Origin of the sequence: Citrobacter sp. Cu233, from assembly GCF_030332225.1 — a bacterium.
In the GTDB taxonomy this organism is placed as follows: domain Bacteria; phylum Pseudomonadota; class Gammaproteobacteria; order Enterobacterales; family Enterobacteriaceae; genus Citrobacter.
Genome location: NZ_JAOWIF010000040.1, coordinates 270,577 through 287,098 on the forward strand (window position 1 = coordinate 270,577; position 16,522 = coordinate 287,098).

The following is a 16,522-nucleotide window of genomic DNA, read 5'->3' on the forward strand; positions in this document are numbered from 1 at the left end:
GCAGGACAGACCATGAGCTCTTCGACATCCTTAAGCGCATTAATCCGTAAAATTGATGATATTACCGTCTCTACCGTAGAGTCTACCGTTGCGCTGGCGAGGAGCATTCACGAGGCCATTGCCGGTGTGCAAAAAGCTTCAGCCGAAGTTGTCCTTGACCCCGCAGTCAGATCAACGGTTCAGCAACACATCAAGAACACACTGAACAACAATCACTACTGTTCAGGCGCAGGTTTCGCCAGCCATATTGAGAGTACAGAAACCACCAAAGAATATTGGCTGCTGGAATGGTGGTATAAGAAAGATAATGGATTGAGTCAGGCACATCTGGATTTGGATCAGGCGACGCAGCAGCGGCTGGATTTCAGAACCTTTGCGTGGTTTAAGCATTCGCCTCCGGCAGGTGAAGCGTATATCCATGGCCCGTATGTCGACTATATCTGTAACATCTCCTACACCCTAACCTCAGCGGTTCCGGTTTACTATCATGATCAGTTTCTCGGCGTCGCCGCTGTCGATCTGCTGGTCAGTCAGATAGAAGCCGAACTGCTCTCCTGCCCTCACCCTGATTATGTCATTCTGACCAATCTGGAAAACCGGATTATCTTTTCCAGTTGGCCGCGCTTTCGTGTCGGTGAATTATTGTCACCTGCGCACAGCACGGTGGTGTATCAAAGCGACTACTTTATCCTTTATCACTACCAGAAAGAGTCAATCCAAGGTTGAGCGTTACCGGATAAGGATGCCAGCGTCGTATCCGGCTCGTAAAACGGTCGAAATTAAGGGCCCGAAGGCCCTTAGTTTTAGTTATCCTGCCCCATATTGAGCTTCGTGGCGTAGGCAATAGCATCGTTTTCCGGTGCAGCCGAGCGGCCAAAGGGTCGGGTAAGGAACATGTAGATCAATCCTGAACCAACCACAATCGCCAGACCAAACAGGACTGTCCAACGATCGATGAAGTCACTGCTGTCAGCAGGCTGTGCCAGTAACCAGATCCCACACAGGCCGTAAGCTAATGCCAGCACGTTTACAATCACACCCCAACCACCAATCGTCCACTCTCCGGCGGGTTTCCAGCCTTTCAGACGTTGACGCAGCGCGGCCAGTACCACCATCTGGAATGAAATATAAATACCGATAACAGCAAATGCGGTGATACGCGATAAGTTATCTGGCTGGAAATAGACCCAGACACAAATGACAACCGGCAGCACGCAGCTGACGACCATGGCATTATCCGGGACACCATTTTTAGAAATTTTGGCCATCCATTCACTGCCCGGCAGCATTCTGTCGCGAGAGAAAGAAAAGATAAGACGACTTAATGCCGCTTGCAGAGACAGAATGCACGACAGCATCGCTATAATAGCGACGACGATAAAGACCGTCGCACCGGTTTCCCCCAACGCTTCATTGAGGATTGCCGGGATCGGATCGGCGGTTTTGCCATTCACGATACTCACCAGGTTCGGTGACGCCAGCAGGTAGCCCATGACGGAGATAATGGCGGAGATCGCGCCAAACACGATACTTAAAATCATGGCTACCGGGATTTTTTTGCTTGGATTTTGCACTTCCTCTGCAACGTTACCGCACGCCTCGAAGCCAAAGAACATAAACAGGCCCATCAGCGCAGCGGACATAAAGGCGGTGGAATAACTTCCGTCATGCGCCAGTACCCCCATCGAATCAAAGATGACGGAGAAAGGCTGTGAACGGTGGAAAATCAGCAGGTAAATACCCAGCGCAATAACGCTAACGATTTCGCACCAGAAACCAATTTTGGCGACCCTGGCCAGATTTCTGGTGCCGGACATATTGACGGCCATCATCAAGAGCAGCAACAAAACGGAGGTCACCAGCATGGTGGCGGGTGTCTGGCCATAATGAAAGAGTGATTCGACAAATGTTGATGTATATTCCGCGATCGAGGTAATTGTCACCACCAGCGCCCACAGGTAGATCCAGGCGGCGATCCACGCATATTTCTTACCCCACAACCTTCTCGCCCAGGGATACAGTCCCCCGGTGATCGGATATTGAGACGCAACCTCACCAAACACCAGGGCGACTAACAGCTGCCCACACGCGACGATCAAAATCCACCACACAGCGGGGGGGCCCGCCAACGTCACTGCCAACGCGAACAGCGAATACACAGCGGTGAGCGGCGACAGGTAGGTAAAACCCAACGCAAAATTTGAAATAAGCCCGATCGAGCGGTTGAACTGTTCTTTGCCATCTTTTTGAAAATTATCGTTTTTCTTATCAGGTGTCTGTTCCATATTTCTTTCTCTTTTGTGGAATAGTCGCAGGGTTGAACAATTAATGTATAAAAGATATTAAGTTATATGTATAGTGATTTTGTCGCATATTTGTTAAAACAAATCGCACATCACGTTCCTGAATGAACAAGGATATGGCCCATTTCGTTAACATTAAATTAACACAATGAGTGGATTACACGAGGGAGATATTGACAGAACGTACAGTGCCGACCCGCCGCCACTTACCAGGGCAAACGCAACAATCACCCAAGACACATCATAATTTCCTGTCAGATCGTTCAACCGTCCCCTGGGCAGCGGAAACCATGATGCTGTCGTTTAAACAGACGCAGGGATCCTCAGTACGAGAAACCGAGCACGCTGTTGAGCAACACCGTCTGCTGCCGGAAAAATACGCTGACCTGGTATAAGAACGTGCTTAGTAGCAATAATCGCTGCTGTTCAGCAACATTTTTGCAATATAATGGAATGATGTTAAACGCTGAACCTGAGCAGGTGAATGATGGAAATTGATCTCGATAATCTGGTCTTTGATGGGCTGGAAGAAGCGCAAGAGCGTAATGCTGAACGTCTGGAAGATGCAGACAAAAAAGCGCAGGAAATTATTGCTGATAACGACTGCGGCGATGCCTGCAAAATCTAATTTATGAACCGGCGCAATGCCGGTTTTTTTATAGCCAACCTGCGCTTCACGCCGTATAACGCAACGCCTCAATCAACTGTGCAAAGGCCGCAGTATGTTGTCTGCGGCTGGGATAGTACAGGTAATAACCGGGAAAAGGTTCACACCAGTCTTCCAGCACTTTTTCCAGTGCTCCTTCTGCAACTGCCTGTTCGACGGTATCTTCCGGTACAAATGCCAGGCCCATGCCCGAAATTGCCGCACTGATACGCGGTGGAAGATTGTTAAAAATAAGCTGCCCTTCTACCCGCACGCGGAGATCCTGCCCATTCCTGGTAAACTCCCAGGCATACAGCCCACCCAGGGTCGGCATGCGCATATTGATGCAGTTATGATTCTGTAGATCGTGTGGGGTTTGCGGTTTGCCATGGCGGGCAAAATAAGCGGGAGCCCCCACCACTACCATGCGCCAGTCGGGACCGATCCTGACAGCAACCATATCTTTGGCCACCTGCTCACCGAGCCTGATACCGGCATCATAGCGGCCCGTCACGATATCCGTCAGGCTATTGTCGATGGTCATTTCCACATTGACATCAGGATACGCCTGCAAAAACGGCTGTAGTGCAGGCCAGACGGTCGATTGCAACGCATGTTCCCCGAGCGTCAGACGGATATTACCCGCCACACGCTGGCGAATATCGGTGAGTGCCAGTAGCTCCGTTTCAATGTCATCGAAACGCGGACTGATACTGTTGATAAGCCGTTCTCCGGCTTCGGTTGGCGCGACGCTTCGCGTGGTACGGGTCAGCAGTCTGACATCCAGTCGCTCCTCAAGCCCGCGAATTGCATGGCTTAATGCTGACTGCGAGACCCCTAGCTTCGCTGCGGCACGGGTAAAACTGCGTTCACGGGCGACGACAATGAGATAATAGAGATCGTTAAAATTATCACGCAGCATGCTTGTTCCCAATCCAGACCTGTTTTGATGTATGTTACAGGTCAGAATTGGGATTCAGTAGTTTTTCTGATTATTTTGCACACTTCATTCCAGTACATTTCGCGCGTCAGGCGAAGTTCAGCGTGTTGTTTTATCACGGAACCACTCCGGATCAATATTGGCGATATCCACCCCATACAGGCTGGCGACAGGAAGAACGGACTCCACAACACGCTGAAGATTTCGTTCCGCACTATGTTGTGGAGTCTGTGGATGTCGATTCTTTATACGCAACCAAAGATATTTAACCCCGTTCATCTTCTCCGCCTCCTCTGTCTGTTGGACACAACTTATTCCAACGCAGAATGCGTAAAAAATGAAATGCGAATTTTTGCCAACGTTGTGCACTATTTTGCATTTCAGTTTTTCATTATTTTCACCCGTAATTAACATCCCTTTCACTAATATCATTTTGTATATAGATAAGAATTTTTTCTTATTTGGTCACCACCGCAAGTTATGGGAGCGTAAAAAGCACAAACCAAAACAACAGGGATTCAAAGAAAATGATGGCAACGACGATTCACAGCACAAAAAAAACATGGCTGGCACTCAGTGTCCTGCTGGCGTCAGGCATTGCCGCGTCATATGCTCAGGCCGATCAACTGGCCGATATCAAAGCCGCAGGCGTGGTAAAAATCGCCACCTTTGACGCCAATCCACCGTTCGGCTCTATTGATGCAAAAACGCATAAGATTGTCGGCTACGACGTTGATTTTGCGGAAGCGCTGGCTAAATCACTTGGCGTTAAACTGGAACTGGTCGCCACCAATCCGGCTAACCGTATACCGTTATTGCAGTCCGGTAAGGCCGATTTAATCGTAGCGGATATCACCATTACGCCTGAGCGTGCACAGGTTATCGATTTCTCCGCCCCTTACTTTGTTACCGGACAGCAATTTCTTGTCCCGGCAAAATCTCCGGATAACCTTGATGACTACAGCAAGGCCCGTATCGGCGCAGTGAAAGGGACGACAGGTGAGCAGGCGTTGCATCAGCGTTTTCCACAATCACGTGTGCTGGCCTATGATGATATTCCGCTGGCATTAACCGCACTGCGTAATGGTAATGTCCAGGCGATCACCCAGGACAGCACCATTCTGGCAGGGTTGTTAGGTGGTGCGCCGGATAAAGCCGATTTCAAAATTTTGCCCGACCTGTTGAGCAAAGAAGAGATTGGTGTAGGTGTGAAAAAAGGTGAACCTGCGCTGTTAAAGGCCGTGAACGATGAGCTCTTAAAGCTCGAGTCTACTGGGCAGGCAGCCAAAATTTATGATGTCTGGTTTGGTCCGCAAACCAAAAATCCACAGCCCCGCGCCTTCAAAATAGAAGCGAAGTAATATGCTCTCAGGCCTTTTTAATCGTCCCGCAGCTTCGGCTGCGGATTTTACGCATTTGCGCCAGGCGCGTGTTGAACTGCGTAATGTCATAAAACACTATGACAATCATACCGTGCTTAACGGCGTCAGCCTGTTGGTTGAACCGGGTGAAGTCGTCACCATTCTCGGGCCCTCTGGCTCAGGAAAATCGACGCTTATTCGCCTGATCAACCAACTGGAGTCACTGAGCGGCGGCGATATTTTTATTGATGACAAACCAATCGGTCAGCTGCGCGGTCCCGCATTGCGTCAGTTACGCAGTCGAATTGGCTTTGTGTTCCAGCAATTTAATCTCTACACCCACCTGACGGCACAGCAGAACATCACGCTGGCGCTGGAATATGTTCACGGTTGGAAAAAAGCCGATGCAGAGCAACGGGCACTTGAACTGCTGGAACAGGTAGGATTGGCCGAGAAAGCCGATGCATATGCCGCCCAACTTTCCGGCGGACAGCAACAACGTGTTGCCATCGCCCGCGCACTGGCCTCCTCACCACAAATCATCCTGTTCGATGAACCCACCTCCGCGCTGGATCCAGAGATGATCGGCGAAGTGTTGCAGGTCATGAAGAGTCTGGCCCATAGCGGTATCACCATGATTGTCGTGACCCATGAAATGCATTTCGCCCGGGAGATTGCCGATCGAGTGGTGTTTATTGATGGCGGCGATATTCTCGAAGTCGCGCCTCCTGAGGCGTTTTTCACTCGCCCTCAGCACCCCAGGACCCAACGTTTTCTGAAAAAAGTGCTCGACCCGTTACACCAGGAGTCATCGTTATAATGCATGCAATGGACTGGCAGGGGGTGCTGAGCGGGCAACCTCTGCAATGGATAATCTCCGGTTTTCTGACCACGCTTTGGGTCACGTTAGCCGGCGTGGTACTCGCCACGGTGTTTGCCATCTTTCTGCTCAGCCTGCGCCTGACAGGATATCGCTTTGCGACCACCGTGGTCAGCGTGTGGGTCTCTGTTTTTCGCAATACCCCTTTACTCGTTCAACTGATGTTCTGGTACTTCGCGGCGTGGAATCTCCTTCCTCGCGACGTGATTACCTTCATTAATGCGGAACATTCCTGGTCCATTCTGCCAGGGGATGTCTGGTGGTTAACACCGGAGTTTCTCTGCTCCGCATGGGGACTGGGTGTTTTTACCTCGGCCTTTCTGGTCGAGGAGGTAGCCTCCGGTTTACAGGCTGTGTCTGGCGGGCAACGCGAGGCAGCCATAGCACAGGGGTTTTCGTCATGGGCGACGTTCCGTCACATCCTGCTCCCTCAGGGGCTGGCAAATGCCTGGCAGCCGATCGTGGGGCAATATCTTAATCTGATGAAGCTGTCTTCATTGGCCAGCGGCATTGGTTTTGCTGAACTTACGTACCAGGTGCGGCAAATTGAAAGCTATAACGCCCATGCGTTGGAAGCCTTTGCCGTCGGCACGGCACTCTACCTGCTGACCGGTATTGTGCTGGGGGTGTTGTTAACCCGTCTTGGCCCTGTACCTGCAGCAGGTAAACCGTTGGCGCGTAAAACACGCATATTTCGTTTCAGGAGCCTACTGCATGATCGCTAATATTTCGGTTATTACCGACAATCTGGACTATCTCCTGTGGGGGCGGGTCGCAGAGGGTCAACCGGGGGGCGTTCTGCTCACGCTGTTGATGGCGATTGGCGCAGCGGTACTGGCGCTTCCCGCCGGGATTGCGCTCGCCTGCTGTGCCTGGCGTTTTCCTGGAGGGATACGTAAGGGGCTGTTTATCTGGGCAGAGTTTATTCGTGGTATTCCGTTAATCTTCGTGATTTTCTGGATGTGGTATCTGTTGCCCATGCTCACAGGCAGTGATTTACCGGGAGCCATAACCGTCACGCTGGCATTGGCCTGGTTTACCGCCGCCTCGGTGATGCATTCCGTGTATGCAGGCATGACTGCGTTGCCTGGCGGTCAGTCTGATGCTGCCGTCGTTCAGGGATTTAGCCCACTCCAGGCGCTCGGGTTAATTCTGTTGCCACAGGTTCTGCGCAACGTACTCCCCTCGCTAACGGGGATTTTTATCGGACTACTAAAGGACACGTCGCTGGCGTTTATCGTCAACGTACCTGAGCTCACGACGGTTGCGGGTCAGGTTAACAGCCGGGTACAAATTTACCCGGCTGCCATTTTTGTCTTTACCGGGCTGGTCTATTACCTGCTGTGCTTTAGCCTGGAGAAGATCACTCAGCGTCGGTTCGCCTTGAAATAGCACCACGGCTCAACATGCCACAAACTGATGGTCTTCGTTGAGCCGATACTTCACCCCTGCACGGATGTTATTTTCCCCCTCAATAGCCACCGCAAAGCGCATTCTCTTACCGTCGTGATAGGCGAGCGCCGCGCATCCGCCGGGGCCGAGGATTATCGAATCGACCACGCCAGTACTGGCAATAACGGTGTTTTCTCCGTTGGCGATGATCTGCACGTTGTCTGCGCAATTGGCGATTTTCGACTCTGCGCCAAAACTGGCTATCTGGGTTAAATCACCGCTGCAGGCAATACGACTTCTGTCACCCAGCGAACTGATGCGCACCCGCATACCCGTGCTGGCCATTCGTGTACCGCCCCCCACACTACTGATACGTGTGGAATTTCCCGCGATGGCAATACGACCACGCTCACCGGAGCTGGCAACATGGGCGTTATAACCCACGCAGCCAATACGTGCGCTGTAGCCTGCACTGGCAATCTGTGCGGCGTACCCGGCGCTGGCGATTTTGATGTTAGCCCCCGCGCTACCTAAGCTGTCGCCATCAGCCGCGCTCGCCAATTGTTTACCGTTGTCGTCTGCCGTCTGCGGGCAGGCAACATTGCCCATCGCACAGATATCCTGCTGGACAAAATTCTCTTCATCCTGCCATCTTGACCAGCCGTATTCTACGAGGCTATTCGCCCAGTCACTGTATCCTTCCTGCTGGAGTGCACGGTGCACCTCCGCATAGCTGCCTCCCTCAGGAAACGCACGCAGAAACCAGCGATACATCACAGGCCCGACGCGCCAGGCCCGTAAGTCACCACGAGTAATCATCATCTCTTAATGCCGGTGATAGCCATCCACCATGCACTTAAAGGTTTCGCCCGGTGTGCGTCCTGTCGTGCAGAGATAAAGATGTCCAAAAATGAAAAACAAGCTCACGATCGCCAGCGCAAAGTGCGCCTGCAGCAACCAGTAACGTACGCCAGGGAACAGATCGCCCACAGCCTGTGGGTACAGGGATAGCAATCCAGAGATCAGCAGTAGCGGCAGCAAACCGTACATCACGCCGACATACGCCGCCTGCTGTAACGGATTGAATTTCGAACGTGTTGATGCCGGGAATGGATGCGCTTCGCCCTGCATAATACCAAACAGGTAGAATCGCGTCTGCCTCTGCGCCCGGCCGATCCAGCCCTGACGCTGAATAATATAATGATGACCGTTCCCCCCAATCAGGTTAATCAGGACAAAACCGATCCAGCAGGCAAGCAGCAAAAAGCCACAGACCTCATGCACAGTCAGCAGGCTTTTCATCACTGGGGCACTGACCGCGGTGAAATGGTTTATCAGGCCGCTGGTCAGCAGCAACAGAAATAACAGCGCATTCGACCAGTGCCACAAACGGACAGCTTTCGAGTATAAATAGACCTTCTCTCCGTGTCCTGCAGACGCTTTATTCGCTGAACGAAAGCGCAACATTGCGTGGAGTGCCAGCACCAGCCACATCCCCACCAGCATTAACCCGGCGAAAACCAACCAGACAGGCCAGTAATCCGGCGAAAACATCGGGACGTACTGAGCAAGCTGTGCGTGAAACTGTTCGGCATTCTGCGACGCGTTCATACATTATCCTTTTTAATCAAATGTTGACCGAACCGACGATACAGATGGGGCTTCCCGGCGCCTGCAAGTTGATATTCGTAGTACTTGTTTTCCCGTAACCAGGTCTGAATTTCCGGGCTGTCCTCGCGGCCAAAAATCAACGCATGTTCTGGACAAGAATTGACGCAAATTGGCGGGAAACCTTTCGCCAGGCGTGATTCGGCGCAGAAGTCGCATTTATCCGCCACTTTGGTGTGTGGGTTGAGATAGCGTACCTGATACGGACATGCGCCAATGCAGTAACTGCAGCCGATACAACGAGAGGTGTCGACTCGCACAATCCCGTTTTCATCTCGCCAGGAAGCACCGGTAGGACACACCTCAATGCAGGGGGCATCGTCACAATGCTGACAGGACTGACGAAAATAGTGATACAACGTTTCGTTATCGTTATCCGTTACCGGGATATGGGCTATCGATAAACGACTCCCCTGAACAGGAACATGATTCGTTTTCCTGCATGCCCGGGCGCAAATATTACATCCGTTGCACAATGATTCGTCGTGGATCATGACATAACGAACGTCTTTAGTACTCTTCGTACTCGCTAACAGGTTTTGGCCTGGGCCGGTGAAAAAAATCACCGTCCCCATGCCAATGACAAATTTTCGTCGGGTGAAGGACATCGGGTTATCCTCTAATGCTGTGACAGTGATCGTCCACACGTTCCATGACATCAACCTGAAAAATTCAGGGGTTCTGATACTGCTCAACCTCAAGCCATTCGCACAGGCCATACGCTTTGCCGTAACTCATAAAGCGCTCGCTAAACAGATAAGGTTCCGCATTCGACGATTCCACAGCACGTATGTCTGCATAATCAGGATGCGTTTCCATTGCCGTGAGCGCCGCTGTAACCTGCTCAGGTTCAAAGTGGTATGGCGGCTGCGCCAGCATGGCGACCTTATAGGGGCGAGGATACGTTTGGCAGTCAAAACGTACCGCTTCTGCAATGGCACGGCAGATATCATTTTCCACCACCTGCACACACATCTCGGCGTAGTTTGCCGTCATGGTTTGCGTCGAGTAGAAGTAGGTATCCTCTGAGCCCTGGATACAGGTAATATCTGCGTCGGATGCGTGCTGACATATCGCGTCCAGCAGCGTAGCCAGGTCACTTTCTGGAACCGAATAAGGTGGCAACAGAAACACACTGCGTGCCACCAGTTGACCTGACGCAGAATGCTGGCGGATAAAATCCGCCACTATCGACTCCGCCGTTACGGGCTCTTCGACCTGCGATGCGTTGCTGGGCGCTATGGCCGGGTGTAACGCCTGTAGCCATTGTCTCTTTTGGCTATCCACCTCATCAGGAAGCGCCATGCACGCTTCCTCATCGGCGACCAGAGCGTTGCTCACGTTAGTCATCTTGCGTTCCTTACGCCGGCAACAGATTGTGTGCAGCCAGGTCGGCTGCCACATCCTCAAGGCCGAGTCGGTGAAGGGTGTCGCGAGTTGGGCAGCCCAACGCCGGGTCCCAGCCCATTTCCTGATAGAACATGGTAAGCGACTGACGCATATCTTCCCGGTCCATCTTGTCGGTCCCTTCGGTAAAGACCGGGATCTTCGGATCTTTATCGAACACCCAGGAGCAGATCAGGTCGTGCTCATTACGCATATCCATGGTTTGCATCAACTTGACTGTATAAGCACGATGCAGGGTAAAAATGCGCTCCGCCGCCAAATCCAGACTAGCCTGAGTCGTTTCATCCCCCGTTACGGCCTGGAAGAATTTCGCTTCCAGATCGAGGTCTCCGCGATAGTTTCGACTCTTCAGTGGCGAGACCGTCATTGGCCAGACCCAGTTACACAGCGTAACCGCATTGTGCAGACAGACTTTCAGCAGTGTCCATTTGGCATATTTGATTTTGGCGGCATTAATCGGGGTGTAGTTTTTGGTTTCATCGTATGCATCCTGTGAACCAAACAGTTCGCCCGCCACTTCGCGCTGTAGCGCCAGCGGTAAACCGGAGCCGATAAAGTTGATATGGGTATGCGCCATACAGTCGCGGTTGAACATACAGTTGGTGATCGCCCCCACCTGCGCCGAGGCTTCGTTCGCATGGTGAACAGGGAAACCAAACGGCGACCACAGTTTATTCTTCGCGTAACCCCAGTACTCTTCGCCTAAGTTCCAGCGTTCTGCAATCGCATAGGAGCCATCTGCCAGGTGGCTGAGTTCACCCACGCGGTGCGCCAGTCGATAGTAGAAATCCTTGATAAAGTTCGGATCGCCTGCTTCCAGTTGATCCCAACGGATCTCTGCATACTCTGTTGCAGGTAACACCCGCTTAAAGACGCCTTTGGCGTAGCAGTACGTAAAGTCACGATGTAACTGACCGTAGTTACACCAAATACCATAATCATCGAACAGGTTCAGGCCAACCAGGTTCCCTACGACGCGTCCATCGTCTTTATCGTCGAAATCTTTCGGCCCATTCGGAAAAATAGTGGTATGTACAAAGTTCGCCACGCAAGTATTCCCGCCGGTACTCGGCACACCAAAGTCTTTCACACGGGGAACATTGAGTTGCGACATACAGCGAATTGGACATGAATGGCAGCCACTCATTTTGACGGTGTACTTCTCAGCGGCCGGGCCGAGATCAAAGACGGATTTATGGGTACGAAAACCGACAGTATTCTGGTTTCCCGGCGGAATTTCCCCCGTTTCGATTGGCCCGCCTTCCGCAGCGCCCCAGAACAGCCCTTTGCGAGCCGTCCAGCGCGAATTAGGTGAAGAGTATTCAGCCCAGGCCTGCGGCGTGCTCGGCACAACATGGTTATTGTTGGCGCCGATAAGTTCGGTCATCATGTAGTCATTAAGCCGCTTCATCTCTTTGCGATCGGCAATGTTGACCCCTTTGGTCCCTTCTACCGCGATGGCCTTCAGGTTTTTAGACCCCATGATTGCGCCAGTGCCGGCCCCGCCGCTGTGGTTACGGCTGTTAATCATGCAGGAAAGCGGAACGAGATTTTCACCCGCCTGACCAATAGCTGCAACGCACGTTTCCGGACTGGTGATACGGCAAATTTCTTCGGTGGTTGCGCGCGTACCCTTACCCCATATGAAGTCCGCTTTTTCGATGCTGACCTTATCGTCTTTGATGTTAATCCAAACCGGAGAAGGTGATTTCCCTTCGATAATAATGGCGTCGTAACCCGCGAATTTCATTTGTGCGGCAAAGAAACCGCCCATATGGGCATCGACCACTAAATTGCCTTTGGTAAATGTCGATAATGAGGTGATATTGACGCGAGAACTGCAGGGGGCGCCCGAACCGGTTAGCGGCCCGGTCGCGAAAACCAGTTTATTTCCTTCATCAAAAGGTTTGGTGCCTGGCTGGACTTCGTCGTACATAATTTTATAGCCAAAGCCCATCCCACCGACAAATTTCTTAAATTTACTGGAATCTTCAACGGTGATATTACCCGTGGAGAGATTGACCCGTAAAATATTACCTGTCCAACCATTAGCCATCATGTTTTCCTTTGCAAGAAGGTCCGATAGATATACTCGCCACCTTTCAGGCAGTTCTTTTATTCAAAAACTGCAATTTTTCTGGCAATAAATGACGCGTATCAGGCAGCCCTGCTATCCATCAAACAGTAATATCTTTCCACTCAATAATTTTTAATGCCCCAGTCGGACAAGCATTAGCGCATTCCCCGCATAAAACACATTTTGAGGATTTCTTCGTTACGGTATTAACAGTCGCCATCATCCATGGGCAGGCCGTGGTACAGGCACTGCAGCCAATACAGCGTTTATGATCTACGGCAATGCAACCGTCTTCCTGTTTCCAGGTAATTGCGCCAATCGGGCAGACTTTCATGCACTGGGGATCTTTACACTGACGGCAAGTGTCTGCGGTGTAGTTTAAATCGCCGTACAACCCGCCACCGGACCCGACTCCATCATCGCCAAAGAAGTAGTTTCGATGAATTTTGATGCGGGAAAAGAAGGTGCCAACAGCGCCATCGTTATAATTAGTACAGGAAATTTCACAGCGGTGGCAGCCAGTACAGCGGGCTCGTTGAGTCACCAGCACCCCTTTCGGCGTATTGATAAGTCCGACGGTGCCGCTATCGATATCTTCCTGCTTACACCCCAAAAGGGATAGCAGCGCGGGGGCAATAGTTAATCCTGCCAGCCCCTTCCCTGATATACGCAGAAACTCAAGCCGCGTTAAACCACAATCTAAAAATGGACGATCAACCTGGTTCATTTATTTCGCATCCTCTTCGCAAACGCTGTAGTAGCAACAGATCCAGGCTAATTTTAATGAATGCAGATCAGGTCAAATCGGCCATAAATGTTGCCAACAACACGTGAATTTTTGCCCTAACCTGATCGCACAGATGACGGTGGTTAAACTGAATCAATCCATACCCTAAACACGGGTATAATCCTTTAGGGTTAGGCGGATAAATAATGTGGTTATTCCCCCCCTGTAACCTTGATCGTTATCAATTAAAAATCGGAAGGGAAATAATTAATGTGGAGTGATATTTATTATCATTAAGCGAGATTGAAATAATATTTCATATGCACGATAAATATTTGGGAGTACAATCACAAATACCGTGTTATATACCACTCGATATATAATGAAATATATAACGAAATTTGTAATTTTAGTGACCAAACTAAATTATATTTATTGGAAGATAACGAAGATTAAAATAAGAGGACGGCAGAATATTTCTACCGACCTCTTTTATGGATTAACCGGCCAATGCTTTGATCACCGTCTCAATAGCCTGTTTTTCTAACTCACTGCGCTTCACACGCTGATTGGCGAGGGTTGTTCTCAGTACACCAGCAATGACGATATGCTTAGGCTCTTGCCCCAGATCGCGCATTTCCAGCACTACTTTACCGACTACTCTGCACATCTCGCGGTACAGCTCGTCGTCTTTGGTCTGATTTCCCATATTCACCCGCTCGTCATTAACTCAAACCCACAGCATATATCACTCTGGTGAATTAGACAAAATCCAATGAAAATCAAACAAATGTCACAATTTCACTGGATCTGCTGAAGTCGATTTACCAGCCCGGCAAGGCTTCCGGCCTGCATTTTTTCCATCACCCGCGCCCGATGCACTTCAACCGTGCGAACGGCAATATTCATGGCATCGGCTATTTCCCGGTTTATCAATCCCTTTGCAACCAGATTCGCCAGTTCTCGTTCCTTCGGTGTAAGTTGCTGATAGCAAGCAACGATTTCCTGTCGCGAAAAAGCCGCTACCGAGGCCTGCAAAGCATTTTCCAGCGCAGCCTGTAGCGGCGAGGCTGAAACCGGCTTCTGTAAGAAATCAACGGCTCCGCGCTTCATTTGTTCAACCGCCATGGGCACATCACCATGCCCGGTCAGGAATACCACCGCCAGGGTGCTCTCGCGCTGACGCATTGCTTCATGCACGGCATGTCCATCCAGTACCGGCATGCGCATATCCAGCAGCAATACGCCGACCTGGTGCAGATCGGCCTGAGCCAAAAACGCGCCACCCTGCTCCCAGCAACGCACCTCATACCCCATACTTTCCAGTAAAAATGCACAGGCCTGAGTTACAGCTACATCATCATCCAACAGATGAATTATTGCCACGACGCCCTCCTTCCTGTGTTTGCTTAAATTGTAATGTCACCACTACGCCGGCCAGACCGTCAGGCGCGGGGTGATTTTTGATACTAATATCGCCATTTGCATAGCGAACCAGTCGCTGACAAATGGCCAGCCCGAGTCCCATCCCTTCCTTGCGGGTGGTCATAAAGGGCTGGAATGCCTGATATAACTGCGCATCGTCGATCCCTCCGGCGTTATCCTGCACCAGAATGCGCACACCATGCTCCTCACTGCACGCTGAGAACCACACCGTTTTTGCCCCCGCCTGGGCCGCGTTTAATACCAGATTAGCCAGAACCTGCTCCAGCAAAACGGTCGGCAGTGTCACCGTGAGCGAATTGTCGACCTGCGTTTGTAACGCTACCGTCGGGAATTGCTGTGCCATGCGTAATAACTGCCAGACATGATGGATCGCATCATGAACGTTAATGGGCTCCCAGTCATCGGTCATCACCGGATTTCCCTGAGCCTGACTGACCCACTGACGTAAATTGCGTAGCGTATCGGCGCCCCGCTGTGCCTGCACGTCAATCTGTTCAAGGGCGGGTAACAACGGATGCTGCTGATCCTGGCCACGCAGACGAATCAGGCAGCCCTGTGCATAGTGACGGATAGCCGAAAGCGGCTGGTTGAGTTCATGAGCGAATCCGGATGTCATCTCTCCCAGCACACTCATTTGACGCGCGGTTTCCAGCGCCTGTTCCTGTTTGCGCAACAGCACATTATTACGCTCAAGCAGTCTTCCGCGTCGGCGGACCAACAGCATGACCCAGATGTAATTGAGCGTCAGCAACAACAGGACGATACCCGCCGCCCCCATGGCCAGACGATGTTGAATAAACCAGCTTTTAACATCCAGCCAGAGTTGGCGCTGCTGTGGGTGCTGGCGGACATCGCGCAGCAAGGCTTCTACTTCGCGGGTCGAAGCCGGCGCGCCCCAACGAAAGACGGCGTTTTGTGGCGCGTTAAACAGTACCCGCGTCACGCGATCGGCCAGTTCATCACTGACCGCGGGCAATGCAGCAAACGACCAGTCAGGATAGAGCGGCGTGCTGGTTACGCAAGGAATTGACGTTGGATAGGTAATCACGGCCCTAAAGTCCGCTTTGCGGATTAGTCCTTCTTCGTCCATTTTTTCCAGCAGACACACGGGCACAATCACCGCCTGAACCGCTTTTTCGCGTAATAAATACAGCAAGGCATCGGCAGGAAAGCCGGTAAACGTCAGACGTAAATCATGCTCAGGGCGCAAACCAGTATCGCTGAGTGCTTTGTATCCCAGCAAATAACCGCCAAATGCCTGGGCATCAATGGCACCTACCGTTTTACCAATCAGATCGTGTGCATTCGCAATCCCACTGTCGCGTCTGACGAGGACAGCACTGCCAATCACGTTGCTGGTTGCCTTTCCGCCACGAGTGGAGCGTAATGATGCCAGCCAGCGCAGCGCGGCATGGCTGTTTAGCTGCACGAATTGTGCAGGGTTGGTGACCACAAACTGGACTGTTCCACGGTTAACCGCCTCCTGCATCTGCTGAAGATCCAGCGGTTGAATATGAAACTGTTCACCCGGGATTTGCTGATTTAACAGGGTTTCCAGCGGTTGCCAGTGGGTACGTGTAGAGACCTCTCCACGCATCGCCAAAACACCCACATTCCACGAACCTGCCCATGCCACGGTGTTTAGCATCCACACGGAGGCCAATACCGTCAGACA

The 16,522-nt window shown here is 51.4% G+C and carries 19 protein-coding genes; 7 read left to right on the forward strand and 12 right to left on the reverse strand.

The genetic code is table 11. From position 1 onward, the window contains the following. Window positions 1-12: 12 nt before the first annotated feature. On the forward strand, window positions 13-726 hold the full coding sequence (locus OGX95_RS17640; protein ID WP_286630391.1) for a cache domain-containing protein: 714 nt from the start codon (window positions 13-15) through the stop codon (window positions 724-726). Between the two features lie 77 nt (window positions 727-803). Here the strand turns inward: OGX95_RS17640 and OGX95_RS17645 are convergent, their stop codons facing one another. Further along, complete coding sequence (locus OGX95_RS17645; protein WP_286630392.1) at window positions 804-2,285, reverse strand: APC family permease; 1,482 nt, start codon at window positions 2,283-2,285, stop codon at window positions 804-806. A 191-nt stretch (window positions 2,286-2,476) separates the two neighbouring features. Between OGX95_RS17645 and OGX95_RS17650 the strand changes: the two genes are divergently transcribed. Then, window positions 2,477-2,698 (forward strand): hypothetical protein, encoded by a 222-nt coding sequence (locus OGX95_RS17650; protein WP_286630393.1) that lies wholly within the window; start codon window positions 2,477-2,479, stop codon window positions 2,696-2,698. Window positions 2,699-2,790: 92 nt separating this feature from the next. Continuing rightward, window positions 2,791-2,931, forward strand: a complete 141-nt coding sequence (locus tag OGX95_RS17655; protein WP_003832695.1) for a hypothetical protein — start codon at window positions 2,791-2,793, stop codon at window positions 2,929-2,931. Window positions 2,932-2,977: 46 nt separating this feature from the next. On the opposite strand, the gene OGX95_RS17660 is transcribed toward OGX95_RS17655, so the two are convergent. Both OGX95_RS17660 and OGX95_RS17665 read right to left on the reverse strand, forming a co-directional pair. Further along, a complete protein-coding gene (locus tag OGX95_RS17660) occupies window positions 2,978-3,871 on the reverse strand; it encodes a LysR family transcriptional regulator (protein ID WP_286630394.1) in 894 nt (297 codons plus the stop codon). A gap of 117 nt (window positions 3,872-3,988) precedes the next feature. Then, a complete protein-coding gene (locus tag OGX95_RS17665; RefSeq protein ID WP_005122845.1) occupies window positions 3,989-4,168 on the reverse strand; it encodes a hypothetical protein in 180 nt (59 codons plus the stop codon). Between the two features lie 248 nt (window positions 4,169-4,416). Here OGX95_RS17665 and OGX95_RS17670 point away from each other — a divergent pair, with 248 nt between their 5' ends. Genes OGX95_RS17670 through OGX95_RS17685 form a run of 4 tightly spaced genes read left to right on the forward strand, consistent with a single transcriptional unit; the run spans window position 4,417 to window position 7,522 of the window. Further along, window positions 4,417-5,250, forward strand: coding sequence for an ABC transporter substrate-binding protein (locus OGX95_RS17670; protein ID WP_286630395.1), 834 nt, complete (start codon window positions 4,417-4,419; stop codon window positions 5,248-5,250). Window position 5,251: 1 nt separating this feature from the next. Beyond that, a complete protein-coding gene (locus OGX95_RS17675; protein WP_286630396.1) occupies window positions 5,252-6,070 on the forward strand; it encodes an amino acid ABC transporter ATP-binding protein in 819 nt (272 codons plus the stop codon). After that, window positions 6,070-6,855, forward strand: a complete 786-nt coding sequence (locus OGX95_RS17680) for an amino acid ABC transporter permease (protein ID WP_286630397.1) — start codon at window positions 6,070-6,072, stop codon at window positions 6,853-6,855. Before OGX95_RS17675 ends, OGX95_RS17680 begins: the two co-directional genes overlap by 1 nt. Then, the gene (locus OGX95_RS17685; RefSeq protein ID WP_286630398.1) at window positions 6,845-7,522 is read left to right on the forward strand and encodes an amino acid ABC transporter permease; all 678 of its coding nucleotides are present in this window, start codon (window positions 6,845-6,847) and stop codon (window positions 7,520-7,522) included. Before OGX95_RS17680 ends, OGX95_RS17685 begins: the two co-directional genes overlap by 11 nt. Before the next feature lie 9 nt (window positions 7,523-7,531). Here the strand turns inward: OGX95_RS17685 and ydhT are convergent, their stop codons facing one another. From ydhT to ttrS, 9 genes are all read right to left on the reverse strand, one after another. Beyond that, window positions 7,532-8,344, reverse strand: coding sequence for a protein YdhT (gene ydhT, locus OGX95_RS17690; protein WP_286630399.1), 813 nt, complete (start codon window positions 8,342-8,344; stop codon window positions 7,532-7,534). Window positions 8,345-8,347: 3 nt separating this feature from the next. Beyond that, window positions 8,348-9,133 carry a thiosulfate reductase cytochrome B subunit gene (gene phsC / locus OGX95_RS17695; RefSeq protein WP_286630400.1) on the reverse strand — a complete coding sequence of 262 codons (786 nt, stop codon included), beginning with the start codon at window positions 9,131-9,133 and terminating at the stop codon, window positions 8,348-8,350. Beyond that, window positions 9,130-9,798: a 4Fe-4S dicluster domain-containing protein gene (locus OGX95_RS17700; RefSeq protein ID WP_286630401.1), complete on the reverse strand. Its 669-nt coding sequence runs from the start codon at window positions 9,796-9,798 to the stop codon at window positions 9,130-9,132. Before OGX95_RS17700 ends, phsC begins: the two co-directional genes overlap by 4 nt. 64 nt (window positions 9,799-9,862) lie before the next feature. Next, a complete protein-coding gene (locus OGX95_RS17705; RefSeq protein ID WP_286630402.1) occupies window positions 9,863-10,540 on the reverse strand; it encodes a YdhW family putative oxidoreductase system protein in 678 nt (225 codons plus the stop codon). 10 nt (window positions 10,541-10,550) lie between these two features. Further along, entirely contained in the window at window positions 10,551-12,653 is a 2,103-nt protein-coding gene (locus OGX95_RS17710) for an aldehyde ferredoxin oxidoreductase (RefSeq protein WP_286630426.1), read from the reverse strand. A 121-nt stretch (window positions 12,654-12,774) separates the two neighbouring features. After that, window positions 12,775-13,401, reverse strand: coding sequence for a ferredoxin-like protein (locus OGX95_RS17715; RefSeq protein ID WP_005122832.1), 627 nt, complete (start codon window positions 13,399-13,401; stop codon window positions 12,775-12,777). Between the two features lie 499 nt (window positions 13,402-13,900). After that, window positions 13,901-14,110, reverse strand: a complete 210-nt coding sequence (gene fumD / locus OGX95_RS17720) for a fumarate hydratase FumD (protein ID WP_003029345.1) — start codon at window positions 14,108-14,110, stop codon at window positions 13,901-13,903. A gap of 92 nt (window positions 14,111-14,202) precedes the next feature. Continuing rightward, window positions 14,203-14,787, reverse strand: coding sequence for a tetrathionate respiration response regulator TtrR (ttrR, locus tag OGX95_RS17725; protein ID WP_286630403.1), 585 nt, complete (start codon window positions 14,785-14,787; stop codon window positions 14,203-14,205). Continuing rightward, window positions 14,762-16,495: a tetrathionate respiration histidine kinase TtrS gene (gene ttrS, locus OGX95_RS17730; RefSeq protein ID WP_286630427.1), complete on the reverse strand. Its 1,734-nt coding sequence runs from the start codon at window positions 16,493-16,495 to the stop codon at window positions 14,762-14,764. Before ttrS ends, ttrR begins: the two co-directional genes overlap by 26 nt. Between the last annotated feature and the right edge of the window lie 27 nt (window positions 16,496-16,522).

Excerpts from the sequence above, each read along its gene's own strand:
- OGX95_RS17640 (WP_286630391.1), top strand. The coding sequence starts at position 13 with ATGAGCTCTTCGACATCCTTAAGCGCATTAATCCGTAAAATTGATGAT.
- OGX95_RS17645 (WP_286630392.1), bottom strand. The coding sequence starts at position 2,285 with ATGGAACAGACACCTGATAAGAAAAACGATAATTTTCAAAAAGATGGC.
- OGX95_RS17655 (WP_003832695.1), top strand. The coding sequence starts at position 2,791 with ATGGAAATTGATCTCGATAATCTGGTCTTTGATGGGCTGGAAGAAGCG.
- OGX95_RS17660 (WP_286630394.1), bottom strand. The coding sequence starts at position 3,871 with ATGCTGCGTGATAATTTTAACGATCTCTATTATCTCATTGTCGTCGCC.
- OGX95_RS17665 (WP_005122845.1), bottom strand. The coding sequence starts at position 4,168 with ATGAACGGGGTTAAATATCTTTGGTTGCGTATAAAGAATCGACATCCA.
- OGX95_RS17670 (WP_286630395.1), top strand. The coding sequence starts at position 4,417 with ATGATGGCAACGACGATTCACAGCACAAAAAAAACATGGCTGGCACTC.
- OGX95_RS17675 (WP_286630396.1), top strand. The coding sequence starts at position 5,252 with ATGCTCTCAGGCCTTTTTAATCGTCCCGCAGCTTCGGCTGCGGATTTT.
- OGX95_RS17680 (WP_286630397.1), top strand. The coding sequence starts at position 6,070 with ATGCATGCAATGGACTGGCAGGGGGTGCTGAGCGGGCAACCTCTGCAA.
- OGX95_RS17685 (WP_286630398.1), top strand. The coding sequence starts at position 6,845 with ATGATCGCTAATATTTCGGTTATTACCGACAATCTGGACTATCTCCTG.
- ydhT (WP_286630399.1), bottom strand. The coding sequence starts at position 8,344 with ATGATGATTACTCGTGGTGACTTACGGGCCTGGCGCGTCGGGCCTGTG.
- phsC (WP_286630400.1), bottom strand. The coding sequence starts at position 9,133 with ATGAACGCGTCGCAGAATGCCGAACAGTTTCACGCACAGCTTGCTCAG.
- OGX95_RS17700 (WP_286630401.1), bottom strand. The coding sequence starts at position 9,798 with ATGTCCTTCACCCGACGAAAATTTGTCATTGGCATGGGGACGGTGATT.
- OGX95_RS17705 (WP_286630402.1), bottom strand. The coding sequence starts at position 10,540 with ATGACTAACGTGAGCAACGCTCTGGTCGCCGATGAGGAAGCGTGCATG.
- OGX95_RS17710 (WP_286630426.1), bottom strand. The coding sequence starts at position 12,653 with ATGGCTAATGGTTGGACAGGTAATATTTTACGGGTCAATCTCTCCACG.
- OGX95_RS17715 (WP_005122832.1), bottom strand. The coding sequence starts at position 13,401 with ATGAACCAGGTTGATCGTCCATTTTTAGATTGTGGTTTAACGCGGCTT.
- fumD (WP_003029345.1), bottom strand. The coding sequence starts at position 14,110 with ATGGGAAATCAGACCAAAGACGACGAGCTGTACCGCGAGATGTGCAGA.
- ttrS (WP_286630427.1), bottom strand. The coding sequence starts at position 16,495 with ATGCTAAACACCGTGGCATGGGCAGGTTCGTGGAATGTGGGTGTTTTG.